The 26,654-nt window shown below is 64.7% G+C and carries 17 protein-coding genes; 7 read left to right on the forward strand and 10 right to left on the reverse strand.

Going from position 1 to position 26,654, the window contains the following annotated elements; all coding sequences use genetic code 11:
* Nucleotides 1–7 precede the first annotated feature (7 nt).
* From pepN to DM374_RS18840, 6 genes are all read left to right on the forward strand, one after another.
* Nucleotides 8–2,665 (forward strand): aminopeptidase N, encoded by a 2,658-nt coding sequence (gene pepN / locus DM374_RS18815; protein ID WP_110971247.1) that lies wholly within the window; start codon nucleotides 8–10, stop codon nucleotides 2,663–2,665.
* Between the two features lie 265 nt (nucleotides 2,666–2,930).
* The gene (locus DM374_RS18820) at nucleotides 2,931–3,962 is read left to right on the forward strand and encodes a WD40/YVTN/BNR-like repeat-containing protein (RefSeq protein ID WP_225422537.1); all 1,032 of its coding nucleotides are present in this window, start codon (nucleotides 2,931–2,933) and stop codon (nucleotides 3,960–3,962) included.
* Between the two features lie 20 nt (nucleotides 3,963–3,982).
* Nucleotides 3,983–6,358 carry an efflux RND transporter permease subunit gene (locus DM374_RS18825; protein ID WP_110971314.1) on the forward strand — a complete coding sequence of 792 codons (2,376 nt, stop codon included), beginning with the start codon at nucleotides 3,983–3,985 and terminating at the stop codon, nucleotides 6,356–6,358.
* Between the two features lie 99 nt (nucleotides 6,359–6,457).
* A complete protein-coding gene (locus DM374_RS18830; RefSeq protein ID WP_110971249.1) occupies nucleotides 6,458–6,778 on the forward strand; it encodes a DUF5629 family protein in 321 nt (106 codons plus the stop codon).
* On the forward strand, nucleotides 6,747–7,865 hold the full coding sequence (locus tag DM374_RS18835; protein WP_225422538.1) for a lactonase family protein: 1,119 nt from the start codon (nucleotides 6,747–6,749) through the stop codon (nucleotides 7,863–7,865). Before DM374_RS18830 ends, DM374_RS18835 begins: the two co-directional genes overlap by 32 nt.
* 121 nt (nucleotides 7,866–7,986) lie before the next feature.
* The gene (locus DM374_RS18840; protein WP_110971250.1) at nucleotides 7,987–8,166 is read left to right on the forward strand and encodes a hypothetical protein; all 180 of its coding nucleotides are present in this window, start codon (nucleotides 7,987–7,989) and stop codon (nucleotides 8,164–8,166) included.
* A 127-nt stretch (nucleotides 8,167–8,293) separates the two neighbouring features.
* Here the strand turns inward: DM374_RS18840 and DM374_RS18845 are convergent, their stop codons facing one another.
* The 10 genes from DM374_RS18845 to DM374_RS18890 form a co-directional block, all read right to left on the reverse strand.
* Nucleotides 8,294–8,881 (reverse strand): glutathione S-transferase, encoded by a 588-nt coding sequence (locus DM374_RS18845; protein WP_110971251.1) that lies wholly within the window; start codon nucleotides 8,879–8,881, stop codon nucleotides 8,294–8,296.
* The gene (locus DM374_RS18850) at nucleotides 8,878–12,525 is read right to left on the reverse strand and encodes an AAA family ATPase (protein ID WP_110971252.1); all 3,648 of its coding nucleotides are present in this window, start codon (nucleotides 12,523–12,525) and stop codon (nucleotides 8,878–8,880) included. The genes DM374_RS18845 and DM374_RS18850 overlap by 4 nt, the downstream gene beginning before the upstream one ends.
* Entirely contained in the window at nucleotides 12,522–13,763 is a 1,242-nt protein-coding gene (locus DM374_RS18855) for an exonuclease SbcCD subunit D C-terminal domain-containing protein (protein ID WP_110971253.1), read from the reverse strand. The genes DM374_RS18850 and DM374_RS18855 overlap by 4 nt, the downstream gene beginning before the upstream one ends.
* Nucleotides 13,764–13,977: 214 nt before the next feature.
* Nucleotides 13,978–15,606 (reverse strand): BatD family protein, encoded by a 1,629-nt coding sequence (locus DM374_RS18860; protein ID WP_110971254.1) that lies wholly within the window; start codon nucleotides 15,604–15,606, stop codon nucleotides 13,978–13,980.
* Entirely contained in the window at nucleotides 15,603–17,327 is a 1,725-nt protein-coding gene (locus DM374_RS18865) for a VWA domain-containing protein (RefSeq protein WP_110971255.1), read from the reverse strand. Before DM374_RS18865 ends, DM374_RS18860 begins: the two co-directional genes overlap by 4 nt.
* A complete protein-coding gene (locus DM374_RS18870; protein WP_110971256.1) occupies nucleotides 17,324–18,412 on the reverse strand; it encodes a vWA domain-containing protein in 1,089 nt (362 codons plus the stop codon). The genes DM374_RS18865 and DM374_RS18870 overlap by 4 nt, the downstream gene beginning before the upstream one ends.
* Nucleotides 18,405–18,899, reverse strand: a complete 495-nt coding sequence (locus DM374_RS18875; protein WP_110971257.1) for a DUF4381 domain-containing protein — start codon at nucleotides 18,897–18,899, stop codon at nucleotides 18,405–18,407. Before DM374_RS18875 ends, DM374_RS18870 begins: the two co-directional genes overlap by 8 nt.
* Nucleotides 18,896–19,840: a DUF58 domain-containing protein gene (locus tag DM374_RS18880; protein ID WP_110971258.1), complete on the reverse strand. Its 945-nt coding sequence runs from the start codon at nucleotides 19,838–19,840 to the stop codon at nucleotides 18,896–18,898. The genes DM374_RS18875 and DM374_RS18880 overlap by 4 nt, the downstream gene beginning before the upstream one ends.
* Nucleotides 19,841–19,844: 4 nt before the next feature.
* Nucleotides 19,845–20,804, reverse strand: a complete 960-nt coding sequence (locus DM374_RS18885) for an AAA family ATPase (protein ID WP_110971259.1) — start codon at nucleotides 20,802–20,804, stop codon at nucleotides 19,845–19,847.
* A gap of 160 nt (nucleotides 20,805–20,964) precedes the next feature.
* The gene (locus DM374_RS18890) at nucleotides 20,965–21,315 is read right to left on the reverse strand and encodes a hypothetical protein (RefSeq protein WP_110971260.1); all 351 of its coding nucleotides are present in this window, start codon (nucleotides 21,313–21,315) and stop codon (nucleotides 20,965–20,967) included.
* Nucleotides 21,316–21,656: 341 nt separating this feature from the next.
* Here DM374_RS18890 and DM374_RS18895 point away from each other — a divergent pair, with 341 nt between their 5' ends.
* Nucleotides 21,657–26,522 (forward strand): NAD-glutamate dehydrogenase, encoded by a 4,866-nt coding sequence (locus DM374_RS18895; protein WP_110971261.1) that lies wholly within the window; start codon nucleotides 21,657–21,659, stop codon nucleotides 26,520–26,522.
* Nucleotides 26,523–26,654: the final 132 nt, after the last annotated feature.

Below are 26,654 nucleotides of genomic sequence, written 5' to 3' on the forward strand. Positions count from 1 at the left end.
CCGCCACATGCGTACCGAACAGCCGCAAGTGATCTACCTCAAGGACTATCAGGCGCCCGAGTACCTGATCGACGAAACCCACCTGACTTTCGAGCTGTTCGAGGACCACACGCTGGTCCATGCGCAGTTGGTCATGCGCCGCAACCCGGCGCGTGGCGCGGGCCTGCCGCCGCTGGTGCTGGACGGCCAGCACCTGGAACTGCTAAGCGTGGTTCTCGACGACCGCGAACTGACCGCCGCCGACTATGAGCTGAACGACAGTCACCTGACCCTGCAACCGGTCGCCGAGCAGTTCACCCTCGACACCAGCGTGCGCATCCATCCGGAAAGCAACACCGCGCTGGAAGGGCTGTACAAGTCCAGCGGCATGTTCTGCACCCAGTGCGAGGCCGAAGGCTTCCGCAAGATCACCTACTACCTCGACCGCCCGGACGTGATGAGCGTGTTCACCACCACGGTGATCGCCGAGCAGCACCGCTATCCGGTCCTGCTGTCCAACGGCAACCCGGTGGGCAGCGGCCCGCAGGAAGACGGCCGGCACTGGGCGACCTGGGAAGACCCGTTCAAGAAACCCGCGTACCTGTTCGCCCTGGTGGCGGGCGACCTCTGGTGTGTCGAAGACAAGTTCACCCGCCAGTCCGGGCGTGACGTGACCCTGCGCATTTATGTCGAGCCGGAAAACATCGACAAGTGCCAGCACGCCATGACCAGCCTGAAGAAGTCCATGCGCTGGGACGAAGAGGTGTACGGTCGCGAGTACGACCTGGACATCTTCATGATCGTCGCGGTCAACGACTTCAACATGGGCGCCATGGAAAACAAGGGCCTGAACATCTTCAACTCCAGTTGCGTGCTGGCCCGCGCCGAAACCGCCACCGACGCCGCGCACCAGCGGGTCGAAGCGGTAGTTGCCCACGAATACTTCCACAACTGGTCGGGCAACCGCGTGACCTGCCGCGACTGGTTCCAGCTCTCGCTCAAGGAAGGCTTCACGGTGTTCCGCGACGCCGAGTTCAGCGCCGACGTCAACTCGCGCACGGTCAAGCGCATCGAAGACGTCGCCTACCTGCGTACCCACCAGTTCGCCGAAGATGCTGGCCCGATGGCCCACGCCGTGCGCCCGGACAGCTTTATCGAGATTTCCAACTTCTACACCCTGACCGTCTACGAGAAGGGTTCGGAAGTGGTGCGCATGGTCCGCACCCTGCTGGGCACCGAGGGCTTCCGCAAGGGCAGTGACCTGTATTTCGAGCGTCACGACGGCCAGGCGGTGACCTGCGACGACTTCATCAAGGCCATGGAAGATGCCAATGGTGTCGACCTGACCCAGTTCAAGCGCTGGTACAGCCAGGCCGGCACGCCACGCCTGGCGGTCAGCGAGTCGTATGACGCCGCCGCGCAGACCTACAGCCTGACCTTCCGCCAGAGCTGCCCGGAAACCCCGGACAAGGTTGAGAAAAAGCCATTCGTGATCCCGGTCGAACTGGGCTTGCTCGACGCCGAAGGCAACGACCTGCCGCTGCGCCTCAGCGGCGAAGCTGCCGCTGCCGGCACTTCCCGCGTGCTGTCGGTGACCGAAGCCGAGCAGACTTTCACCTTCGTCGGTATCGCGGCCAAGCCGTTGCCGTCGCTGCTGCGCGGCTTCAGCGCGCCGGTCAAGCTGAGCTTCCCCTACGACCGCGACCAGTTGATGTTCCTCATGCAGCACGACAGCGACGGTTTCAACCGCTGGGAAGCGGGCCAGCAACTGTCGGTGCAGGTGCTGCAGGACCTGATCGCGCAGCACCAGCAGGGCGCCGCGCTGGTGCTCGACCAGCGTCTGATTACCGCACTGGGCAGCGTGCTGGGCAATGACCAGCTCGACCAGGCCATGGTCGCCGAGATGCTCTCGCTGCCGAGCGAGGCCTACCTCACCGAAATCAGCGAAATCGCCGATGTCGATGCGATCCACGCCGCGCGTGATTTCGCCCGTCAGCAACTGGCCGAGCACCTGTTCGAGGCGCTGTGGTCGCGCTACCAGGCCAATCGCGCCGTCTCCCGGCAGACCGCCTATGTCGCCGAAGCCGAGCATTTCGCCCGCCGCAGCCTGCAGAACATCGTCCTGTCGTACCTGATGCTCAGCGGCAAACCGCAGGTGCTGGAAGCGACCCTGGAGCAATTCGACGCGTGCGACAACATGACCGAGCGCCTGACCGCGCTGGCCGTTCTGGTCAACTCGCCGTTCGAAGCCGAACGGGCCAAGGCGCTGGCGTCCTTCGCCGAGCACTTCAAGGACAACCCGCTGGTGATGGACCAGTGGTTCAGCGTTCAGGCCGGCAGCACGATGCCGGGTGGTCTGGCGCGGGTGCGCGCGCTGATGGAACACCCGGCGTTCACCCTGAAGAACCCGAACAAGGTCCGCGCCCTGATCGGCGCCTTTGCCGGGCAGAACCTGGTGAACTTCCATGCGGCGGACGGTTCCGGTTATCGCTTCCTGGCCGACATCGTCATCGAACTCAATGCCCTCAACCCACAGATCGCCTCGCGGCAACTGGCGCCGCTGACCCGCTGGCGCAAATACGACGCGGCGCGTCAGGCGCTGATGAAGGGCGAGCTGGAGCGCATCCGTGATTCCGGGCAGTTGTCCAGTGATGTGTTTGAAGTGGTGAGCAAGAGCCTGGCCTGATAGAAAAGCATCGCTGGCAAGCCAGCTCCCACAGGGGACACTGTGGGAGCTGGCTTGCCAGCGATGAGGCCCCTGAGGTCAAAACATTTCCAACTTCCACCCGCTTAACAAAAGATAACGTCCCGTTCGTTGTCAGCCCTTCGCAATCCCCGATAGGATGACCCTCAGCTATTGCAGGGCTCTGGAACACGGTTTTTCGCAGTACCTGCAAATGGATTGACCCAAATAACAATAATCGGGGAACAGATCTATGACGGAGCCTGGAATGGCGGGTACTGGTAACGCGCTCCGTGCGCGCCCATGGGCACTGGTCGCCAGTGCGGCATTGCTGCTGGCAGTGGGCATGTGGGCCAACAGCGTCGAGGCGGCAACGCCGGAGGCTGAGGTCTGGTCCACGGTTTCGGCCAAGGCTGACAAGAGTTTGCTGCTGGACTTGGCCAAGGCCGGTTCACGGCTGGTAATGGTCGGTGACCGCGGCCACATTCTGTTCTCCGATGACCAGGGCGCGACCTGGACCCAGGCCAAGGTGCCTTCCCGCCAATTGCTCACCGCCGTCACCTTTGTCGATGACAAACACGGCTGGGCGGTCGGCCACGACGCACAGATCCTCGCCAGTACCGATGGCGGCGCGACCTGGACCAAGCAGTTCGAAGACCTTTCCCGCGAAGCCCCGCTGTTGGACGTCTGGTTCCAGGACACCCAGCACGGCGTGGCCATTGGCGCCTACGGCGCGATTCTCGAAACTACCGACGGCGGCCAGCACTGGCAGGACATCAGCGAGCGCCTGGACAACCCCGACGGCCTGCACCTGAACGGCATCGCCCAGATCAAGGACGCCGGCCTGTTCATCGTCGGCGAGCAGGGCACCATGTTCCGCTCCAGTGATGCCGGGCAGACCTGGCAGAAAGTCGAAAGCCCCTACGAGGGTTCGTTCTTCGGGGCGATCGGCACCGCCCAGCCGCAGACCCTGCTGGCCTATGGTTTGCGCGGAAACCTTTACCGCTCCAGTGATTTTGGTGACACCTGGCAACAGATCAGCTTGAAAGCCACACGCGGGACGCTCGAATTCGGCCTCTCAAGCGCTACGCTTCTCGATGATGGCAGTCTGGTACTGGTGGGCAATGGGGGGACGGTCCTGCGCAGCAGCGACGATGGCGTCACCTTCAGCGTCTTCAACCGCGCCGACCGCCTCGCGCTGGCAGGAGCCAGCGGCCTGCCTGACGGCAATCTGATCCTGGTGGGGCAGGGCGGCGCACACTTCGCCGCCGCCACCGGTGCCGAGAGGGCGCAACCATGACCAGTCGGGAGTCGTTCACCATGAGCCAACACCATCAGGACAAGCCGACCTTGCTCGAGCGCCTGATTTTCAACAACCGTCCGGTGGTGATTGGTATCTGCCTGTTGGTCAGCATCTTCCTGTTCTGGCAGGCCACGCTGATCCGCCCGTCCACCAGCTTCGAAAAAATGATCCCGCTGGAGCACCCGTTCATCCAGAACATGCTCGAGCACCGCAATGACCTGGCCAACCTCGGCAACACCGTGCGCATCTCGGTGGAAGCGGTCAACGGCGATATCTTCGACAAGGACTACATGGAGACGCTGCGGCAGATCCATGACGAAGTCTTTTACATTCCCGGCGTCGACCGCTCGGCCCTGAAGTCGCTGTGGAGCCCCGCGGTGCGCTGGACCGAGGTGACCGAAGAAGGGTTCTCCGGCGGCGAAGTGATCCCCAACACCTACAACGGTTCGCCGGAAAGCCTCGACGCCCTGCGCAACAACGTGCTCAAGTCCGGCCAGATCGGCCGCCTGGTGGCGAACAACTTCAAATCCAGCATCGTCGATATTCCGCTGCAAGAGTCCTATCCCGACCCGCAGGACCAGGGCCGGCAGATCAAGCTGGACTATCAGAAGTTCTCCCACGAACTGGAAGAGAAGATTCGCGACAAGTACGAAGCGCAGAACCCGAATGTGAAGATTCACATCGTCGGATTCGCCAAGAAGGTCGGTGACCTGATCGACGGCCTGATGATGGTCGCGGCGTTCTTCGCCATCGCGCTGGGCATCACCTGGGTTCTGCTGTACTGGTTCACCTGGTGTATCCGCAGCACCATCGCCGTGCTCACCACCACCCTGGTGGCGGTGGTCTGGCAACTCGGGCTGATGCACGTGGTGGGTTTCGGGCTCGATCCGTATTCGATGCTGGTGCCGTTCCTGATCTTCGCCATCGGCATCTCCCACGGGGTGCAGAAGATCAACGGTATCGCCCTGCAATCCAGTGACGCCGACAACGCCCTGACCGCAGCGCGGCGCACGTTCCGGCAACTGTTCCTGCCGGGGATGATCGCCATCCTCGCCGACGCCGTGGGCTTCATCACCCTGCTGATCATCGATATCGGGGTGATCCGCGAGCTGGCCATCGGCGCGTCCATCGGCGTGGCGGTGATCGTCTTCACCAACCTGATCCTGCTGCCGGTGGCGATTTCCTATGTCGGCATCAGCAAGAAGGCGATCGAGCGCAGCAAACGCGATGCGACCTGCGAGCACCCGTTCTGGCGCCTGCTGTCCAACTTCGCCAGTCCGAAAGTGGCGCGGGTGTCGGTGCTTCTGGCGCTGGTCGCCTTCGGCGGCGGCCTCTGGTACAGCCAGAACCTGAAGATTGGCGACCTCGACCAGGGCGCGCCGGAGCTGCGCCCGGACTCGCGCTACAACAAAGACAATGCGTTCATCATCGACAACTACTCGACCAGCTCCGACGTGCTGGTGGTGATGGTCAAGACGCCGACCGAACAGTGCTCGGTATACAAGACCATGGCGCCGATCGACGAACTGATGTGGACCATGGAAAATACCCCGGGCGTGCAGTCGGCGATCTCCCTGGTGACCGTGTCCAAGCAGATGATCAAGGGCATGAACGAGGGCAACCTGAAATGGGAAAGCCTGTCGCGTAACCCTGAAGTGCTGAACACCTCGGTATCCCGCGCCGATGGCCTGTACAACGGCGACTGCTCGCTGGCGCCGGTGCTGGTGTTCCTCAACGACCACAAGGCCGAGACCCTCGACGCTGTGGTCGGCGCGGTCAAGGCCTTCGCCGACACGCATAATCAGGAAGGCCTGGAATTCCTCCTGGCGGCGGGTAACGCCGGCATCGAGGCGGCCACCAACGAGGTGATCAAGTCTGCCGAACTGACCATCCTGATCCTGGTGTACATCTGCGTCGCGGTGATGTGCATGATCACCTTCCGCTCCTTCGCCGCCACCCTGTGCATCGTCCTGCCGCTGGTGCTGACCTCGGTGCTGGGCAACGCACTGATGGCCTTCATGGGCATCGGCGTCAAGGTCGCCACCCTGCCGGTGGTGGCGCTGGGCGTGGGCATCGGCGTGGACTACGGGATCTACATCTACAGCCGCTTGGAAAGTTTCCTGAGGGCGGGCCTGCCATTGCAGGAGGCCTACTACCAGACCCTGCGTTCCACCGGCAAGGCCGTGCTGTTCACCGGCCTGTGCCTGGCGATCGGCGTCTGCACCTGGATCTTCTCGGCCATCAAGTTCCAGGCTGACATGGGCCTGATGCTGACCTTCATGCTGCTTTGGAACATGTTCGGCGCCCTGTGGCTGCTGCCAGCGCTGGCGCGGTTCCTGATCAAGCCGGAGAAAATGGCCGGACAGCAGAGCAAATCGATCTTCGCTCACTGATCCACGCCTGAGTGAAACCGCGGGCCAGACGCCACAACGTCTGGCCCGCGGTGCATTTGGGCTATCATTGCGCCTTTCCCCATTCATGGCAGTTGCGTAATGACCACCCTTTCCCAAGCCCTGCAAGCCTGCGACATGTTGCTGATCGACGGCCTGCATGCCTTTGACTTCACGTACGACGACAGCAGCCTGCGCATCGAGTGCATGGACGGCCGCGCACTCAAGCGCTGGACCTTCACCCCCGAGCAGATCGCCGCTGCCCGTGCCGAGGGCGAGGATTGGCTGATCGTCGGTGACAGCGGCGAGCACCGCCTGGTGTGCCTGAGCGCGCTGCGGGCCTCGGAAGATGACGAAGGCGAGGAAGCCGACGAAGCCGATGAGGGCGACGATGAAAGCACTGCTGAACCGGCTGATCGCTAGTGCCATGTTGCTGACCGCGATGGCCCACGGGCATGAAGTGCTGGTGGGCAGTTACACCGACGGCGCCAGCCAGGGTATTTATCGCTACCGTTTCGACGGCGCCAGCGGGCAGATCGACGCTACGCCCTTGCAGGTGCAGCCGGCGAGCAACCCGTCATGGCTGACGCTGTCCGCCGACCGCCGCCACCTGTTTGCGGTCAACGAGCAGGCGGCGGGCGAGGTGTCGGCCTTTAGCCTCGATTCGGCCCATCACCTTGCGCCGCTCAATCAGGTTGGCAGCCAGGGCGGCGAGCCGACTCATTCCAGCCTCAGTCACGACGGGCGCTTTCTGTTTGTCGCCAACTATGGCGGTTCGACCCCGGAAGGCGGCAGCCTCAGTGTCCTGCCGGTCAAGGCGGATGGCCGGCTGGGCGCGGCGGTGCAGCGACTGCGTCACGCCGCCAGCCAGGTCAATCCTGAACGCCAGGCTGCGCCCCACGTTCATTCGCTGGTGTCATCGCCGGACGGCCGCTACCTGTTCGCCAGCGACCTCGGCGCGGACCGGCTTTTCAGCTACCGCTACGACGGCAATGCTGCGCAGCCGCTGAGCGCCTTCGATTCGGTGGCGCTGCCGCCGGGCAGCGGGCCGCGGCATCTGCTGTTCAGTGCGGATGGCAAGCGCGCCTGGCTGACCCTGGAAATGAGCGCGCAGGTGGCGACGTTCGACTACCACGACGGCCATCTCAGGCTGGTCCAGACCGTGGCGCTGACGGACAGCGACGATCCCGCAGCAAAGGCTGGCGGCGCGCTGCATGGCTCGGCGGATGGGCGTTTTCTCTATGTCAGCAATCGCGGTAGTGCCAATGAACTGTTGGTGTTCGCCATCGATCCCGATGATGGGCGGCTGACCCTGCTGCAACGGCGTTCGGTGGAAGGCGATCACCCGCGGGAGTTCAGCCTGGACCCGGGGCAGCGCTTCGTGCTGGTGGCGAACCAGAAGAGCGACGCCATCGTGGTGATCCGCCGCGATCCGGACAGTGGTCTGTTGGGTGAGGTGGTGCAGCGGTTCAAACAGGCGGCGCCGTCGGACCTGAAGTTCATCGACTGACTATCAATGGCATCGATATCGGTTACTGGCGCAATGAATTTTTTCTCGCAGCGGTAGCGGCGTAGTTTTGAACCACGGCCCCAGACGGCCTCTTCACACTACCGACTTCGAGAGCCTTGCCATGAACTTCAATCTCTTTCCTGTGATCGCCGCTTCAGCCATTTCCGCATCCGTGGTCCAGGCCGCCCATGCCCATGTTGAAATCAACCAGCGCAAATCGGTGACGCCTAGCTATACCGCTGATTATCTGCGCCAGAGCGCCAATTTCTATGCGGCGCTGGATCACAAAGTCAGTCATTGAGGTTTGTAATGGTTTTGAGGGCCTCATCGCTGCGGTTCGGCGCCCCGACAAGCCAGCTCCCACAGGGCGTTGAGGTCAGGCACAAAAACTGTGGGAGCCGGTCTTGCCGGCGATGAGGCCCTGAACATCACCGCGCCATGACCGCCTTGAACAGCTCCGATTCCAGCCAGCCCTGCAACCACGCGCGCAAGCGCGGGTAGGGCGCCTCGGCGAACCACTGCGGTTCGACCCCGGCGAACTGGCGGATAAACGGCAGCAAGGCGGCATCCGCCAGGCTCGGGTGGCTTGCCAGCAGGTAAGCGTGCTCGCTCAAGCGCTGTTCCAGATCCGCAAGAATCACTTCCGCCTGCCGCCGATAGTGCTCCCGGGATTGCTCCGGGTAGCGCTCGGCGTATTTGTAGTGGTTCAGGTGCACCTTGAATTCGCTGTCATTACGGGCGATCAACGGCTCGATCGCCGCTGATGGACCGTCCTTGAGCAGCCAGTCCTGCGGATCGTTCTGCGCCAGCGCCCAGCGCATGATGTCCAGGCTCTCGTCCAGCACCCGACCTTCAACGCTGAGCACCGGCACCGTGCCCTTGGGCGACAGCGCCAGCATCTCGGCGGGCTTGGCTTTCAGGCTGACTTCCTCGATACGCACCGCCACCCCGGCGTAGCGCAGCGCCAGCCGCGCGCGCATGGCGTAGGGGCAGCGGCGGAACGAATAGAGGATCAACCGTCCACCTCCAGGGTACTCAAGCCATTGCCCTGGCGGCGGACCTGGATTTGTACGCCGATCCGCTCATGCATTTCCTGCACATGAGAAATCACCCCGACCTTGCGGCCTTGAGCCTGCAAGCCGTCGAGGGCGTCCATGGCCAGTTGCAGGGATTCCGGGTCGAGGCTGCCGAAGCCTTCGTCGATAAACAGCGATTCGATGCGCAGGGTGCTGGACGCCATGGAAGCCAGGCCCAGCGCCAGGGCCAGCGAAACCAGGAAGGTCTCGCCGCCGGACAGCGAATGCACCGAGCGCAGTTCGTCGCCCATCTCGGTGTCCTGCACCAGCAGGCCGAGCTGGCTGCCGCCGCGTTTGAGGCGGTAGCGTCGGACCAGTTGGCGCAGTTGCTGGTTGGCGTGGTGCACCAGCAGGTCGAGGTTGTAGCCCTGGGCGATCTTGCGGAAGGTGTCGCCGCTGGCCGAACCGATCAGTTCGCTCAGCCGCGCCCAACGCTGCCATTCCCCTCGGGCCTGGGCGATGCGCTCGGCGAGCGCCTGACTGGCGTGCTGGCGGCGCTGGTCTTCGGCCTGCTGCGCGCGCAGTTCGGCGCAATGGTGTTCGTGCTGGTCGAGTTGTTGCTGGCTGCCTTGCAATGCCAGTTCCAAAGCTTCCGGCGGTTGTTCGGTCAGGTTCAGCGCCTGATGCTGTTGCAGGCGCTCATCACGCTCCTGCACCCGCACGCCGGCCTGTTCGATGGCTTTTTCCGCTGCTTGCAGGCGCTGGCGCAGGCTGGCGACCTGTTCGTCGTCCATGCCGAGCAACGCGTCCAGACCCTGTTCGTCCAGCTCCGGGTGCGCTTGGCGCCATTGCGCGATGGCGGCGTCCAGTTGCTGCTTTTCCTGCTCCAGGTGAGCGTGTTGCTCTTCGCGGGCCTTGAGCTCGCTGGCGATGGCTGCGGCCTGGGTGCGGGCTTCCTGCAACTGCTGGTTGACTGCGGCTTCGGCGTTGCGCGCCTGTTCCACGGCCTGTTCCAGATGACGCTGCCAGCTCTCGGCGTCGGCATGTTCGCCGATCAGTGCAGTCAGGGCTTCGCGGGCCTGCTGTTGCTGGGTCTCGCTGGCGACGAGTTGCTGTTGCAGCTTGTCCTGTTCCTGCTGGCGGGCCTGTTGCTTCAGCTCAAGGGCTTCGCGCTGCTTGATGCGTTCGTTCAGCTCCTGTTGTTCGTCTTTCTGTTGGTCGAGCAGTTGCTGGCGGGTGTTCAGTTGCTGATCGAGGGTCAGGAAGGTTTCCGCTGGCTTGTCCCGCAGCGCGGCGAAGATATCTGCCGGCAGCAGGGGTTCGAAGTGGGCCAGTTCCTGTTGCAGGCGCTGTTCGTCGGCGTGCAGGGCGTCTTGTTGCTGATTCAGTTGCTGGGTGGCCTGCTGACTGGCGTCGTTGGCGGCCTGGAGCTGTTGCTGCAGGCGGGCGGCGTCCTGTTGCAGGGTCAGCAGGGCGTTCTGGCGCTGCTCGTCGCGGGCGATGTCGTCGTTCAGCCGGCGTAGCTGCAGGTCGAGCCACTGGCTGCGGGAGGCACTGTTCTGCTCAGCCAGTTGCGGGTAGAGCGGCTGGGCTTCGAGCTCCGGGGCCAGGCCCTGGAGCTGGGTGTTCAGTTGCTCCTGCTGGTGCAGGTACTCCTTGAGCTGGCCGTTGACGCCGCCGAGCTGGGATCGCAACTCGTCCAGTTTCTGGGTGAGTTCGGTGACCGCCTTCTGGGCGTTGGCCTCTTCGCTTTCGTCGTGGCGGGCGAGGTTTTCCAGCAGCGCTTCCGGCTGATGGTAGGGGTGGTCCAGGCTGCCGCAGACCGGGCAGGGTTGTTCGTCCTGCAACTGCGTGCGCAGTTCTTCAACGCTGGCGTTGCGGGCCAGGCGCTGGCGCTCCAGCAACTGGCGGGTGAGGGTCAGCGCTTGCTGCGCGGCTTCGAGCTCTTGCTTGCCCTGCAAGCCGGCGGCGATCAGTTGCGCGCGCTCCTGCTGGGCGCCGGACTGGCGTTCGCGCAGGGCCAGCAGGCGCTGCTCGACGTCCTGCTGACGACCCCACAGCCGCGCCAGCTCCTCAAAGCCCCGTTGCAGCTTGCGGTTGTCTTGCAGCAGGGTGCCGAGCAGGCCGATCTGTTCAGCCAGCGCCTGCGGTTCGGCGCCGGCTTCCTGGAACAGCACGGCCAGTTCGGCGCGCAATTCCTCGCACTGACGGGCGCGGGTTTCGGCGGTCTGGCGCAGGGTCGGCAGTTCTTCGCGGCCCTTGCCCAGGCGGTTGGCGGTGAGCATCACCTGTTGCAACTGGCTGCGGTAGGCGTTCCAGGCGCTGCCCAGGCTCGCCAGCGCGGCGCTTTGTTCAAGCTGGCCGGCGATGCTGGCGAGGGTCTGTTCGTGGCGTTGCTGATGTTCGATCAGGCTCGCCAGTTGGCTGCGGCCTTCTTCGCACGCCTGCTGCGCTTGCAGCGTCAGGGCACGGTCGCGGGTCAGCTCCTGCTCCAGGCGGGCGAGGTTGTGCTGGGTGTCGAAGGCCTGACGCAGGCGCGGTGCGCTGTCGGTCTGTTCGCCGAGGGCGCGGGTGAGCGCTTCGCGGGCGCCGTTCAGATCCTGGTCCAGTTGCTGCTGGCGGCTGCCCAGTTCGGTCTGTTGCCGGCGCTGCTGTTCCAGCGCGCTGGCCAACGGCGTGAGCTGGTTGAGCAGTTCCTGGCGTCGGGCGAACTGATGACGCTGCGGCGCGAGCTGTTCAAGGCGGGTCAGGTTCAGCCGTTCGCCGGCCAGTTGTTCCCACGCCTGACGGGCGCTGCTCAGGTCGGCAGCCGCGGCGCTTTGCTGCGCCTGCATGGCGTGCAGCTCGTTGAGCCAAGTGCGTTGCTGTTCGAGCTGGCGCAGTTGCGCCTGTTCGGCCTTGAGTTGCTGTTGCGCGTCGCCGAGGCGTTCATCGAGGGCCGCGCGCTCTTCTGCGTTCATCGGCAGTACGCCGCTGGCTTCGAGTTCCAGGGCTTTGTAGCTGTCGGACGCGTCTTTGGCCTTGATAAAGGCGCGACGCCCCAACTGGCTGTAGATCGCCGTGTTGGTGAGCTTTTCCAGCAGTTCGCTGCGCTCCTTGTCGTCGGCCTTGAGGAAGGCACTGAACTCGCTCTGCGCCAGCATCACCGCGCGGGTGAACTGGGCGAAGTTGAGCCCCAGGCGGGACTCGATCAGTTGTTCGTACTCACGCTTGCTCTGGTTGCTCAGCAGTTGCTGGCTGTCGAGGTCGTGCAGGCTCTGGCGGCTGCCTTGCAGCTTGCCGGTGGCCTTGTCACGGGCGCGGTTGGTTTCCCAGCGGGCGCGGTAGTGGCGGCCGTCGATGCCGACGAAGTCCACCTCGGCGAACCCGCTGCCGGTGCCGCGGCGCAACAGGGTGCGCGGGTCGTTGGTGAGGATTTCGCCGTCAATGTCGGGGACTTTGGTTTCCCGGCCGATGTTGTCCAGCCGCGGCACCGAGCCGAACAGCGCCAGGCACAGAGCGTCGAGCAGGGTGCTCTTGCCGGCGCCGGTGGGCCCTGTGATGGCGAACAGGCCGGCGCTGGCCAGGGGTTCGGCGGTGAAATCGATTTCGAACGGACCGGCCAGCGAGGCGAGGTTTTTCAGGCGGATGGCGAGAATCTTCATGGCTGCTCCTCCTCTTGCTGAACGTCCTGCAACAGCAGGGCGAAGTCGGCCAGGGTCTGTTCATCGGCGGCGTTGCCATAGGCCTGTTCCCAGGCGCGGGCGAACAGGTCTTCGGGCTTGAGCTGGCCCAGTTCCACCAGCCGGGTGTCGTCGTCGCCGTCGGCTCCGGCGCGACCGGCATATTCGGCGGCGATGCGGATCAGGCGCACGGCCTTGCCTTGCAGTGCGGTTTCGATCTGCTGGCGCAGGTCCGCTTGCGGCTCGTCCAGTTGCACTCGCACTTCCAGCCACGGCTGGCGTTGCGGATCGTCCAGCAGATCGACCGCCGGCAGTTCGTTCAATTGCGTCAGAAGCTCCGCCAGCGGCGCCGGACCGAGCCGCTGCAAGGCCACAGCGCGGGGCACGTGACGGCTTTCGACGCTGAGCAACTTGTTGCCTTTGAACTCGATTTCGAGGATCTGGTGCGGGTATTTGATTTCCGAGAACGACAGCGGCAGCGGCGAGCCGCAGTAGCGGATGCGTTCCTCGCCGTTGACCTTTTGCGGCTTGTGCAAGTGACCGAGGGCGACATAGCCGATCTCGGCGCCGAACAGACTGGCCGGCAGCGCTTCGGCATTGCCGATGATCAGGCTGCGCTCGGAGTCTTCCGAAACCGAACCGCCGGCCATGTGCGCGTGGCTGATGGCGATCAGCGGCTGCTTCGGGTCGCGGCGTTCGAGGGCGGCGGCGATGAGCTTTTCGTGAACCTGGCCAATGCCGCGCAGGTAGTCCTCGCCCAGGTGCGGGCCGGTGACTTCTGCTGGCCGCAGGAACGGTAGCACCAGGCACCAGGCCAGGACCTTGCCTTTGGCGTTGGTCAGCGGCACCAGCAGACGGTCGCTGTCGAGCTGGCCTTCGTCCAGCCACTGCACCCGGCCCACCGCGTGGGTGCGCAGGCGGCGCATCAGGGCTGCGGGCAGTTCGATGCGCGAGCCGGAATCGTGGTTGCCGGCGATCATCACGATGGTCAGCCCTGGCTGTTGCTCGTGGGCCTTGACGATGAAGTCGTAGAGCCGCTCCTGAGCCTTGACCGGCGGATTGACGGTGTCGAAGACATCGCCGGCGATCAGCAGGGCATCGGGCTCGCGCAGCTTCAGTTGGCCCAGCAGCCAGTCGAGAAAGCAGGCATGTTCGAAATCGCGCTCCTGGCCGTGCAGGGTTTGTCCCAGATGCCAGTCGGAGGTGTGAAACAGACGCATTGGTAATCCTGTGACGGGGGCCGGCTAAAAGCCGGATATGGTACCCGAATGTGGGATGGGTCCGGTGATTGGGTCAGGGTTTTGGGTGATGTTTGGAAGGCCGCATCGCCGGCAAGCCGGCTCCCACAGTGGTTTGTGTCAGGTCACTGTGGGAGCCGGCTTGCCGGCGATGCGCCGCGCGAGCGGCGCTCGATCTTGAGGGCGCTGCAGATACCTACTTCGGATACAACGGCGGCAACCCGCCATTCTCACCCTGCGTCGGCTGTGCCTGTTCCGCGGTGGGGATGGTGCTGATTGCGCGCCACAGTTCATCACCCTGCCAGTACTGTCCCGCTTCGCTGTACAGCGCGCTGTTCAGGCCGTCGAGGGCATCGGAAAGGGGCACGAAGCGCGCCGCCATGTCCGCCAGGGTCTGCGGTTGTTGCCGGGCCCAGGCGTCGAGGGCCTGGCGGGTGGCGTGGGAGTCGTTGGCCTGGCAGGCGCGCTTGAGGTCGTCGAGCAGGGTGCGTGGGCTCGGCCCGGTCTGCGCCGCCCGCAGCACCGCCGGCTGTGAACGGGCGCGCCACCACAATGCGAAACCGGCCAGCGTGGTCAGTGCCAACACCAGGGTGCTCAGTTGCCACGGCCACAGCGGCTGGCCGTCACTCGCCGGCGTCGCGCTCGGGGTTTCCGCGCTCAGCGCCGGGTTGTCCTGCACGTTGAGGCTGCGCGCAGGCAGGCTGCTGCGCTCCAGATGGTTTTCGCGGGTGTTCCACCAGACCAGTTCCAGGCTGGGCAACTCCAGTGCGCCGCTGTGGGTCGGCACCAGGGCCTCGCGTTCTTCGCGGCTGCCGATCAGGCCGCGTTCGTCGATCTGGTTGCGCAGTTGTGGCTGGTCCGGGTAGCGCCGCAAGCCAGGCACTTCGGTGCCGGGCAGGGGCGTCAACTGGGTGCTGGAAAGCCCTTCGGCCTTGACCGTGACGCTGCGGGTCAGCGAGTCGCCAATCTGCGTCGGCCCCTGGCCCGGGTCCGGACTCCAGTGTTCTTCCAGGGTCAGGCTGCGTGCCGGCAACCATGCCTGGCCCGCCGGGTAATCGGCCGGGATCGGGCGCACCTGCAACGGCAACTCACTGGAGCTGACCCGTACCTGACTGTTGCCGGGGTTGCCGGGGTTGCCCGGGTTGTCGCTGTCGCTGCCGGCACTGGTGGCGCTAAAGGTCAGGGTCGGCACCGTCACTTCGCCGCTGCGCTGCGGGTAGAGCGCGTAACGCATCTCGATGACGCCGTGGCGGATGCCGTTGATCAGTTTTTCGTAGGTGCGCGACTCGCCCAGCGGTTCGATCTTCACCCCGTCGATCTGCAGCGGGCTGAGGCTGCTGTCGTCGTACAGCGACACCGAGTGGTAGATGCGCAGGGTCAGTACCGCCTGGGCCTGCACGTAGATGTCGTTCTGGTCGAGGCTGGCCTCGATGAACACCGGGGCGAGGATCGTCGCCGGGGAGTCCTGTGCGGCCTCGACCTGCAATTCGATGGCTTCGCTGTGCAACTCGCCCAGGCGTAGTGGCGGGATTTGCAGGGTGCCGGCCCGTCGCGGCATCAGGGTGACCACCCAGCGGGTGGTGGCTTCGTTTTGCCCGTCGAGGGTGTTGAGGCTGTTGAGCTGGCGGGTGCCGCGGACTTCGAAGTCGGCCTGCAGGGGCGTCAGGTCTGGTTTGCCGAATTGGGTGACGTCCTGGATTTCCAGGGTCAGTTCCAGGGTCTCGGCGGTGTTCAGCCGAGCGCGGTCGACGCTGGCATGGAGCTCTGCGGCCTGAACCAGCGGGCCGAAAAGAAGGCAGAACACGAAGGCGCAGACGCGGCTCATCGATGGGTTTCCTGATGTTGTTGCTGTTCGTACCAGAATTTGCGCCGCAGCAGTTGCGCCGGGTTGTCCGGGATCTGCCGCAGCCATTGTTCCAGCGCCTGGCGCTGTTCGACGTCGAGGTTGCTGCCGGTAGGGCGCTGCGGCGGCTGGGTCACGGATTCGTCGTCATCGCCGCTGCTGTTCTGCTGCGTCTGGCTGTCGCCGGGTTCCGGGTGTTCTTCCGGTTCGTCGCCGGGCTGTCCGGTTTCGCTCTGGTTGCTGTTTTGCTGGCTGTTCTCGTTGCTGTCGCCGGGCATCTGCTGGCCGGACTGTTGCGCGTCTTCCGGCTCGGGTTCCTTCTGCTCCGGTGGTTGTTCCTGCTGGCGTTGTTGCAGCAGTTGTTCCACCAGGGCCTTGTTGGTCAGCGCCGGTTGCAGGTCGGGCTGACGCTCCAGCGCTTCTTCGTAGGCATCTACCGCAGCTTCCAGCTCGCCGCCGCGGGCTAGGGCGTTACCACGGTTGTAGTGGCCGCTGGCGCTGTCGTCGAGGGCGAACTGGCGGGCGGCGCCGGCGTAGTCGCCGGCTTCGTAGAGGGCCCAGCCTTTCCATTGCGGGTCTTTGAAGTGTTTCGCGGCCTCGGCCGGGCGCTTTTTTTCCAGCAGGTGCTGGCCCTGTTGATCGGGGCGGCGCCACAGCTCGCTGAATTCGAAGGCCTGGGCCGGCTGCGGCAGGCACAGCAACAGCGGCAGGCAGAACAGCCAGCCGCGCCGGCCGGCGCAGGCGGCCAGCAGCAACAGCGGCAGCAGCAGCCAGTAACCCTGGTCGGCCCAGTTGTCGAGCTGCACGGTCTGGCCATTGCTGCTCAGGGCCCGTGGCTTGTCGAACAGGCCCAGGCCGCGCAGGTCGAGGTCATCGATTCGCGCATGCCGGTAGCGGCCACCGAGGTCGTTGATAAAGGGCTTGAGGCTGGCGCTGTCCAGTCGCGGCAGGAGAATCGCGCCGTCGGCGCCCTTGAGGAATTCGCCGCTGGCCTGTTTAACCGGTGCGCCTTCGGCGCTGCCCACGCCCAGCATCAGCAGCGCCGGACCGTTGCGACCGAGCGCCTGGCCGATGCCTTGGCGCTCTTCCTCGCTGAGGGACGAGGCAATCAGCAGCACCCGGCCCTGGCCGAGGGCGCCCTGGGCCAGCAGCGCCAGGCCCTTGCGCAGCGCCAGGTCGGCGCGTTGTCCGGGTTGCGGCATGATGCCCGGTTCCAGCGCTTCGAGCAGGTTGCGGCTGGTGCCGAGGTCATCCGACAGCGGCACCAGCGTGTGCGCGCTGCCGGCGTAGACGACGATGGCGGTCTGGCTGTCGCTGCGGTGTTCCAGCAGGTCGAGTATCTTGCGCCGCGCCTGTTCCAGGCGTGACGGTGGGCTGTCTTCGGCAAGCATCGCCGGGGTCAGTTCGAGCAGGATCACCAGCGGGTCGGCGGGGCGCTGGCGGGTTTCTTCCAGGCGCTGCCAGCTCGGCCCGAGCAGGGCCAGCACGCCCAGCAGCCAGGCCAGGCCAAGGGCGACCCACGGCAGTTTGCTGTCGTGGCCGCTGCCGCCGCCGAGCAGTACGCCATGGAAGGCCGGCGGCAGGATCATCTGCCAGCGGCCGGCGCGTTTCTGCCGGTGCCAGAGTTTCCACAGCAGCCAGCCCAGCACGGGCAGCAACAGCAGCCACAGCGGACGAAGCCAGTAGGGCCAGAGGTCGATCATCGGCGCCTCCGCAGGCGCAGGCGTTTCAGCCGTTCGCGCCATTCCGGGTGCGGCTGGAGAAAGTCCGGGCGGCGCAACAGGCGTTGCAGCAGTTTCTGCACCAGATGGTCGGGCCAGCGTTCGCGCAGCACCAACGCCAGGCTGAGCAGCAACGCAGCCGCCAGTGGCCAGGCATACAGTGCTTCGGCGGTCCGCGCCTGGGTCGGTTGTTGTTCCACCGGTTCCAGCAGGTCGAGGGTTTCGCCTATGGTCTTGAGTTCAGCGCCATCGCGGGCGCGGAAGTATTCGCCATGGGTGATCTGGGCGATTTCCCGCAGCGAGGCTTCATCCAGGTCAAGGCTGGGGTTGAGCCCCAACTGGCCAGCGGTGCCGTTTTCCTCGGCGCTGGCGCCGATGCCGATGGTGTAGATGCGGATGCTTTCCTGGGCCGCCAGCCGCGCCGCAGTCAACGGATGGATCTGCCCGCCGTTGTTGGCGCCGTCGGTGACCAGAATCAGCACGCGGCTGTCGGTCGGGCGCATCCGCAGGCGTTTCACGGCCAGGCCGATGGCGTCGCCGAGGGCGGTGTTCTTGCCGGCGATGCCGATCTGCGCCTCGTCGAGGAAGCTGCGCACGGTGCGCCGGTCGAAGGTCAGCGGCGCTTGCAGGTAGGCCTGGCTGCCGAACAGGATCAGCCCGACGCGGTCGCCTTCGCGCTGTTCGAGAAAGTCACCGAGCAGTTGTTTGACCAGCACCAGGCGGCTGACGTCTTCGCCTTCCCAACTCATGTCGGGGAAGTCCATCGAGCCGGAAACATCCACAGCCACCAGCAGATCGCGCCCGCTGGCGGCCACCGGCAGTGGCTCGCCCAGCCATTGCGGGCGGGTGGCGGCCAGCAACAGCAGCAGCCAGATCAGCACGAACGGCGCCTGCTGGCGCCAGGTCGGCAGGTTCAGGCGGGCGCGGCGACCGGCCAGGCCTTCCAGTTCGTCGAGAAAACTGACCTTGAGCACCGGCTCGCCGCTGTCGGCGGCCGGCAGCACCAGGCGCGCCAGCCAGGGCAGCGGGAGCAGGGCGAAGACCCAGGGCCAGGCCAGTTCAAACATGCTTGCGAATCCAGGTTTCGACGGACTGGTTGAGCCCGGCGATGGCTTTGTCGTCCAGCCGGCATTCGGGCTTGTAGGCGCCTTCCACCAGCACCATCCAGCGGGTCAGCCCGGCGGCCGGGCAACGGTTGTCGAGAAATGCCAGCCACTGCCGGCCATTGAGGGTGTGGCTGTGGCTTTCCGGGTAGTGGTTGCGGCACAGGCGCTTGAGCAGGGCGTTGATCTGCTGCAGCCAGGCGCCGGCCGGCGCGCCGTCGTAGGGCTTGGGCAGTTGCGCCAGTTCGGCCAGGGCGGCGACGCGGATCGGGTCCAGCGGTTGTTCGGCGCGTGGCAGCGGCGCCTTGCGTGGTCGCCAGTGGCGCACCCGCCAGAGGCCCCAGCCCAGCAGCGGCAGGATCAGCAGCAGCGCCCACCAGCCGGGTGCGGGCGGCCAGGCGCTGATGGGCTCAGGGGCGATCAGCGGTTGCAGTTGTGCCAGAGGGTTCATCGCGGCTTGCCGGAGCGTTGGGGGTCGAGGTATTCGCGCAACTGCTCGATCATTTCGCTTTGTGTGCTCAACGGCATCAACACCACCCGCAGTTTCTGTGCGAGCAGTTCCCAGCGCGCGATCCGTGCTTCGCTCTGCTGACGATAGCTCTGGCGCAGGTTGGCATCGAGGGTGTCCAGCTCCAGTTGCGCGCCGCGCTGGGCGAAGCGCAGCAGGCCGGCGGCGGGCAGGGCGTGGTCGAGCGGGTCGGAGAGCGGCAGCAGGAGCAGGTCGCAATGCCGCGACAGCAGGCCCAGTTGCTGCTCGACGCTGGGGTTCAGCGCCCGCTCGTCGCAAATGATGATGGCCAGGCTGCCGGGGCGCAGCACCTCGCGGGCGCGGCGCAGCGCGGTGCCGAGGTTGTCGCCCTGGGGCACGGCTTCGGTGTGCAGCGACTGATTGACCCGGGCCAGGCGGTTGAGCAGTTGCAGCAGGCTCTGCTTGCTGCGCCGCGGCTTGATTTCGTAATGCTCGTTGTCGCCGAACACCAGGCCGCCGATCCGGTCGTTGTGGCCCAGCGCGGCCCAGCCGAACAGCGCTGCGGCCTGGGCGGCGAGCACTGACTTGAACATCAGGCCCGAGCTGAAGAACAGCCGCCGGCTTTGTTCGACGAGGATAAAGATCGGCCGCTCGCGCTCTTCGTGGAACAGCTTGGTGTGCGGCTCCTGAGTGCGGGCGGTGACGCGCCAGTCGATGTTGCGCACGTCGTCGCCGGCCTGGTAGACCCGCACCTGGTCGAAGTCCACGCCGCGCCCGCGCAGACGCGAGTGGTGCAGGCCGACCAGCGGACTGCGCTGCCCGGGGGCGGAAAACAGGCGCACTTCACGCACCCGGTGACGCATCTCGATCAGCTCGGCGAGGCTGATGCGGATGCCGGGCGCGTTCAACAGTTGGCTGGGCATGGGGTCAGGCGACAGCGACGACGTCAAGGACGCGCTGGATCACCCGGTCCTGGTCGATACCGGCGGCCTCGGCTTCGAAAGAAAGAATGACGCGGTGGCGCAGCACGTCGAACAGCACCGCCTGGATATCTTCCGGGCTGACGAAGTCGCGCCCCGCCAGCCAGGCGTGGGCCCGGGCGCAGCGATCGAGGGCGATCGAGCCGCGCGGGCTGGCGCCGTAGGCGATCCAGTCACCCAACTCGGCGTCGTATTTGGCGCCGTTGCGGGTGGCCATCACCAGTTGCACCAGGTACTCCTCCACCGCGTCGGCCATGTACAGGCCGAGGATTTCCTTGCGAGCGGCGAAGATCGCCTGCTGGGTGACCCGGCGTTCCGGCTTGGTGCTGCCGTTGAGGGCTTCGCCACGGGCCTGCGACAGAATGCGTCGCTCTACCGATGCATCCGGGAAGCCGATCTTCACGTGCATCAGGAAGCGGTCGAGCTGGGCTTCGGGCAGCGGGTAGGTGCCTTCCTGCTCGATGGGGTTTTGCGTGGCCATCACCAGGAACAGTGGCGACAGCTCGTAGGTACTGCGGCCGACACTGACCTGGCGCTCGGCCATGGCTTCGAGCAGCGCCGATTGCACCTTGGCCGGGGCCCGGTTGATTTCGTCGGCGAGTACCAGGTTGTGGAAGATCGGCCCCTGCTGGAACACGAAGCTGCCAGTCTCCGGGCGATAGATCTCGGTGCCGGTGATGTCGGCGGGGAGCAGGTCGGGGGTGAACTGGATGCGATGGAACTGCGCCTCGATCCCGTCGGCCAGTTCCTTGATGGCCTTGGTCTTGGCAAGGCCCGGAGCACCTTCGACCAGCATGTGGCCGTCGGCCAGGAGCACGATCAGCAGGCGTTCAACCAGTTTTTCCTGGCCAAGGATCTGGGTTGAAAGAAAGGTGCGCAGCGCGACCAGCGCTTCACGGTGTTCCATCGTCGACGGTTCCTGGAATGACGCGCGGGGCCGGCGAACGGCCCCGGGCAGGGGTTGATACTTTAATCCATCCGTGGGGTCGCCGACTAACGGTGCCGGGGGAAATTCTTCGGGGGGAGTCCGGGCAAGGGGCCGTGCGCGCTGCCCGGCCCTGTTCGGCTCAGCGCTCGCTGATGAAGGTGCCGGTGCCGTCGAGGATCACGCGCAGGGTCTGTTCGACTTCATCCGCGTCGATGATGGCGTTGTCCAGGCGGATTTCCAGCACATCGTCTTCGAACAGGTCGGTCGACCCGGCCGCCAGCTCGACCAGCAGGCGGGTAGCGCTGAGTGTCACTTTCAGGTCGCGGACGGTGGCGCCTTCTTCGTCGAACATGAGGTCCACGCTGTCTTCATCCGGGTAGCGGCTGATGATGAACAACTGGCCTTTGTCGCTGTGGCAGCCGACGGTGGCCAGGTTGTCTTCTTCATCATCGCAAGGGTTGGCGAAGGCCAGTTGGGCGGTCAGTTGCATGGGCAGCTCGATAAAGGAATTGAAACGCGAGTGTGCCAGTGTTCGCTCACGGGATAAATCTTCCGTTGCTCCTCGTTGTCCGAATATGTCGCAGCGCCGCAAGCAGGGCCGGGTGGGCTGTCGTTAAGCTGCGTTGTCGATGGACACCCGTAAAGACGCAGCCGGCTTCAGTGGCAGTGGTTTTTGCAGATGTCCATCCCGGGGTGACCAATCGGTCATTCCGGCACCCGCTCTTTCGGATTTCCTCTGCGCTTTGCCCGTCATTGGCTATGGTTGATGCGGGATAAAGCGGACACGCGCGACGCTTCACTCAATAACAAAGCCCAAGCGGAGTACCACAGATGGCGTTCTTCACCGCAGCCAGCAAAGCCGACTTCCAGCATCAACTGAAAGCGGCCCTGGCCCAGCACATCAGCGAGCAGGCACTGCCACAAGTGGCGCTGTTCGCCGAGCAGTTCTTCGGCATCATCTCTCTGGACGAACTCACCCAGCGGCGCCTGTCCGACCTGGTCGGTTGCACCCTCTCTGCCTGGCGCATGATCGAGCGCTTCGATCACAGCCAACCTCAGGTCAACGTCTACAACCCCGATTACGAGCGTCATGGCTGGCAGTCGACCCACACCGCTGTGGAAGTCCTGCACCATGACCTGCCATTCCTGGTCGACTCGGTGCGTACCGAGCTGAACCGTCGCGGTTACAGCATCCATACCCTGCAGACCACCGTGCTGAGCACGCGTCGCGGGGCCAAGGGCGAACTGCTGGAAATCCTGCCCAAGGGCACCCACGGCGAGGACGTGCTGCAAGAATCGCTGATGTACCTGGAGATCGACCGTTGCGCCAACAACGCCGAACTCGGCGTGCTGACCCACGAATTGACCCAGGTGCTGGCCGAAGTGCGCGTCGCCGTAGCCGACTTCGAGCCGATGAAGGCCAAGGTCCGCGACTTGCTGGCGCTGGTGGAGCAGACCCCGTATGCCCCGGCGCAAACCGAGAAATCCGAGATCCAGAGCTTCCTGGAATGGCTGGTGGGCAACCACTTCACCTTCCTCGGCTATGAAGAATTCGTGGTCAACGGCGATGCCCAGGGCGGCCAGCTGGTCTACGACGAGCAGTCGTTCCTCGGCCTGACCCGCTTGCTGCGCGCCGGCCTGACCACCGAAGACCTGCGTATCGAAGACTACGCGGTCAACTACCTGAACGAGCCGCTGCTGCTGTCCTTCGCCAAGGCCGCTCACCCGAGCCGCGTACACCGTCCGGCTTACCCGGACTACGTGTCGATCCGTCAGCTCGACGCCGACGGCAAGGTCATCAAGGAATGCCGCTTCATGGGCCTGTACACCTCGTCGGTGTACGGCGAGAGCGTGCACCAGATCCCGTACATTCGCGGCAAGGTCGCCGAAGTCGAGCGCCGTTCGGGCTTCGACGCCAAGGCGCACCTGGGCAAGGAACTGGCCCAGGTCCTCGAAGTGCTGCCGCGCGACGACCTGTTCCAGACCCCGGTGGACGAGCTGTTCAGCACCGTCATGTCCATCGTGCAGATCCAGGAACGCAACAAGATCCGCGTGTTCCTGCGCAAAGACCCGTACGGCCGCTTCTGCTACTGCCTGGCCTACGTCCCGCGTGACATCTACTCCACTGAAGTGCGGCAGAAGATCCAGCAGGTTCTGATGGAGCGCCTGAAGGCCAGCGACTGCGAGTTCTGGACCTTCTTCTCCGAATCGGTGCTGGCGCGGGTGCAACTGATCCTGCGGGTCGATCCGAAGAACCGCATCGATATCGACCCGAAACAACTGGAAAACGAAGTGATCCAGGCCTGCCGTTCGTGGCAGGACGACTACGCCGCGCTGACCGTCGAGAACTTCGGCGAAGCCCAGGGCACCAACGTCCTGGCGGACTTCCCGAAAGGCTTCCCGGCCGGCTACCGCGAGCGTTTCGCCGCGCATTCGGCGGTGGTGGACATGCAGCACCTGCTCAACCTGTCCGAGGGCAAGCCGCTGGTGATGAGCTTCTACCAGCCGCTGACCCAGACCGGTAAACAGCTACTGCACTGCAAGCTGTACCACGCCGATACCCCGCTGGCCCTGTCCGATGTGCTGCCGATTCTGGAAAACCTCGGCCTGCGCGTGCTGGGCGAGTTCCCGTATCGCCTGCGCCACAGCAATGGCCGCGAGTTCTGGATTCATGACTTCGCCTTCACCACTGCCGAAGGCGTCGAGCTGGATATCCAGCAACTCAACGACACCCTGCAGGACGCCTTCGTCCACATCGTCAATGGCGATGCGGAAAACGACGCCTTCAACCGCCTGGTCCTGACCGCCGGCCTGCCGTGGCGCGACGTGGCGCTGCTGCGTGCCTACGCGCGCTACCTCAAGCAGATCCGCCTGGGCTTCGACCTCGGCTACATCGCCAGCACCCTGAATAACCACACCGACATCGCCCGCGAGCTGACCCGCCTGTTCAAGACCCGCTTCTACCTGGCGCGCAAGCTCACCAGCGAAGACCTCGATGACAAGCAACAGCGTCTGGAGCAGGCGATTCTCACGGCGCTGGACGACGTCCAGGTGCTCAACGAAGACCGCATCCTGCGGCGCTATCTGGACCTGATCAAGGCGACCCTGCGCACCAACTTCTACCAGCCGGACGCCAACGGTCAGAACAAGTCCTACTTCAGCTTCAAGTTCAATCCCAAGCTGATCCCCGAACTGCCAAAACCGGTGCCGCGCTTCGAAATCTTCGTCTACTCGCCGCGGGTCGAAGGTGTGCACCTGCGCTTCGGCAACGTCGCGCGGGGCGGCCTGCGCTGGTCGGACCGCGAGGAAGACTACCGCACCGAAGTGCTGGGCCTGGTAAAAGCCCAGCAGGTGAAAAACTCGGTGATCGTGCCGGTGGGCGCCAAGGGCGGCTTCCTGCCGCGTCGCCTGCCGCTGGGCGGCAGCCGTGATGACATCGCCGCCGAAGGCATCGCCTGCTACCGCATCTTCATCTCCGGTCTGCTGGACATCACCGACAACCTCAAGGACGGCGGCGTAGTGCCACCGGCCAACGTCGTGCGGCATGACGAAGACGATCCATACCTGGTGGTGGCCGCCGACAAAGGCACCGCGACCTTCTCCGACATCGCCAACGGCATTGCCATCGACTACGGCTTCTGGCTCGGCGACGCCTTCGCCTCGGGCGGCTCGGCCGGCTATGACCACAAGAAAATGGGCATCACCGCCCGTGGCGCCTGGGTCGGCGTGCAGCGCCACTTCCGCGAACGCGGCATCAACGTGCAGAAAGACAGCATCACCGTAGTCGGCGTTGGCGACATGGCCGGCGACGTGTTCGGCAACGGCTTGCTGATGTCCGAGACCCTGCAACTGGTGGCGGCCTTCAACCACCTGCACATCTTCATCGACCCGACGCCGGACCCGGCCACCAGCTTCGCCGAGCGCAAGCGCCTGTTCGACCTGCCGCGTTCGGCCTGGAGCGACTACGACACCAGCATCATGTCTGAGGGTGGCGGCATCTTCACGCGCAGCGCGAAGAGCATCGCCATCACCCCGCAGATGAAGGAACGCTTCGCCATCGAAGCCGACAAACTGACCCCGACCGAGCTGCTCAACGCACTGCTCAAAGCGCCGGTGGACCTGCTGTGGAACGGCGGTATCGGCACTTACGTCAAATCCAGCAGCGAAAGCCACGCCGATGTCGGCGACAAGGCCAACGACGCGCTGCGGGTCAACGGTAACGAACTGCGCTGCAAGGTAGTGGGCGAGGGCGGCAACCTGGGCATGACCCAACTGGGCCGGGTCGAGTTCGGCCTCAATGGCGGCGCCACCAACACCGACTTCATCGACAACGCCGGTGGCGTGGACTGCTCCGACCACGAGGTCAACATCAAGATCCTGCTCAACGAAGTGGTGCAGGCTGGCGACATGACCGAGAAGCAGCGCAACCAGCTGCTCGGCAGCATGACCGACGAAGTGGCCGCGCTGGTGCTGGGCAACAACTACAAGCAGACCCAGGCCCTGTCCCTGGCTGCGCGTCGGGCCAGAGAGCGCATCGCCGAGTACAAGCGCCTGATGGCTGATCTGGAAAGCCGCGGCAAGCTGGACCGGGCGATCGAGTTCCTGCCATCGGAAGAGCAACTGGCCGAGCGCCTGGCGGCCAACCAGGGCCTGAGCCGCGCCGAACTGTCGGTACTGATCTCCTACAGCAAGATCGACCTCAAGGAAGCCTTGCTCAAGTCGCTGGTGCCGGATGACGACTACCTGACGCGTGACATGGAAACCGCGTTCCCGCCGTCGCTGGTGCACAAGTTTGCCGACGCCATGCGTCGTCACCGCCTGAAGCGCGAGATCGTCAGCACCCAGATCGCCAACGACCTGGTCAACAACATGGGCATCACCTTCGTCCAGCGCCTCAAAGAGTCCACCGGCATGAGCCCGGCGAACGTGGCCGGGGCATATGTGATCGTGCGTGACATCTTCCACCTGCCGCATTGGTTCCGTCAGATCGAGGCGCTGGATTACCAGGTGCCGGCCGAAGTCCAGTTGACCCTGATGGACGAACTGATGCGCCTGGGCCGCCGCGCTACGCGCTGGTTCCTTCGCAGCCGCCGCAACGAACAGGACGCCGGGCGTGACGTCGCGCACTTCGGTCCACAGATCGCCGCGCTGGGCCTGAAACTCGACGAACTGCTCGAAGGCCCGACCCGCGACCGCTGGCAGACCCGCTACCAGAGCTTCGTCGAAGCCGGCGTGCCGGAATTGCTGGCGCGCATGGTCGCAGGCACCACGCACCTGTACACCTTGCTGCCGATCATCGAAGCCTCGGACGTCACCGGCCACGACCCGGCGCAAGTGGCCAAGGCGTTCTTCGCCGTGGGCAGCGCGCTGGAACTGACCTGGTACCTGCAGGAAATCAGCAACCTGCCGGTGGAAAACAACTGGCAGGCCCTGGCCCGCGAAGCGTTCCGCGACGACATCGACTTGCAACAGCGCGCGATCACCATTTCCGTATTGCAGATGGCGGATGCGCCGGAGGATATGGATGCACGGGTGGCGTTGTGGATGGAGCAGCATCGCGTGATGGTGGAGCGCTGGAAGGCCATGCTTGATGAGCTAAGGGCTGCTACCGGGACGGATTACGCTATGTATGCGGTGGCGAATCGGGAGTTGGTGGATTTGGCGTTGAGTGGGCAGGCGACGGTGTTGCCGTCCTGATTGCTTGAGATGAAATGAAGAGGCCCCGGCAGTGATGTCGGGGCTTTTTCTTTGGGCTGGAGTGTTGCATAGCGCTACCAAAATTCCTCTCGGTCTGGCCTTCTTGTAGGTCATTTCTTGATCGTGTTTCGC

The sequence above is a fragment of the Pseudomonas huaxiensis genome, assembly GCF_003231275.1.
Classification (GTDB): Bacteria; Pseudomonadota; Gammaproteobacteria; order Pseudomonadales; family Pseudomonadaceae; genus Aquipseudomonas; species Aquipseudomonas huaxiensis.

Coding starts and splice junctions, on each gene's coding strand:
- DM374_RS18820 (WP_225422537.1), top strand. CDS start 2,931: ATGGCGGGTACTGGTAACGCGCTCCGTGCGCGCCCATGGGCACTGGTC.
- DM374_RS18835 (WP_225422538.1), top strand. CDS start 6,747: ATGAAAGCACTGCTGAACCGGCTGATCGCTAGTGCCATGTTGCTGACC.
- DM374_RS18865 (WP_110971255.1), bottom strand. CDS start 17,327: ATGATCGACCTCTGGCCCTACTGGCTTCGTCCGCTGTGGCTGCTGTTG.
- DM374_RS18860 (WP_110971254.1), bottom strand. CDS start 15,606: ATGAGCCGCGTCTGCGCCTTCGTGTTCTGCCTTCTTTTCGGCCCGCTG.
- DM374_RS18840 (WP_110971250.1), top strand. CDS start 7,987: ATGAACTTCAATCTCTTTCCTGTGATCGCCGCTTCAGCCATTTCCGCA.
- DM374_RS18875 (WP_110971257.1), bottom strand. CDS start 18,899: ATGAACCCTCTGGCACAACTGCAACCGCTGATCGCCCCTGAGCCCATC.
- DM374_RS18880 (WP_110971258.1), bottom strand. CDS start 19,840: ATGCCCAGCCAACTGTTGAACGCGCCCGGCATCCGCATCAGCCTCGCC.
- DM374_RS18870 (WP_110971256.1), bottom strand. CDS start 18,412: ATGTTTGAACTGGCCTGGCCCTGGGTCTTCGCCCTGCTCCCGCTGCCC.
- DM374_RS18825 (WP_110971314.1), top strand. CDS start 3,983: ATGAGCCAACACCATCAGGACAAGCCGACCTTGCTCGAGCGCCTGATT.
- DM374_RS18885 (WP_110971259.1), bottom strand. CDS start 20,804: ATGGAACACCGTGAAGCGCTGGTCGCGCTGCGCACCTTTCTTTCAACC.
- pepN (WP_110971247.1), top strand. CDS start 8: ATGCGTACCGAACAGCCGCAAGTGATCTACCTCAAGGACTATCAGGCG.
- DM374_RS18850 (WP_110971252.1), bottom strand. CDS start 12,525: ATGAAGATTCTCGCCATCCGCCTGAAAAACCTCGCCTCGCTGGCCGGT.
- DM374_RS18890 (WP_110971260.1), bottom strand. CDS start 21,315: ATGCAACTGACCGCCCAACTGGCCTTCGCCAACCCTTGCGATGATGAA.
- DM374_RS18855 (WP_110971253.1), bottom strand. CDS start 13,763: ATGCGTCTGTTTCACACCTCCGACTGGCATCTGGGACAAACCCTGCAC.
- DM374_RS18895 (WP_110971261.1), top strand. CDS start 21,657: ATGGCGTTCTTCACCGCAGCCAGCAAAGCCGACTTCCAGCATCAACTG.
- DM374_RS18830 (WP_110971249.1), top strand. CDS start 6,458: ATGACCACCCTTTCCCAAGCCCTGCAAGCCTGCGACATGTTGCTGATC.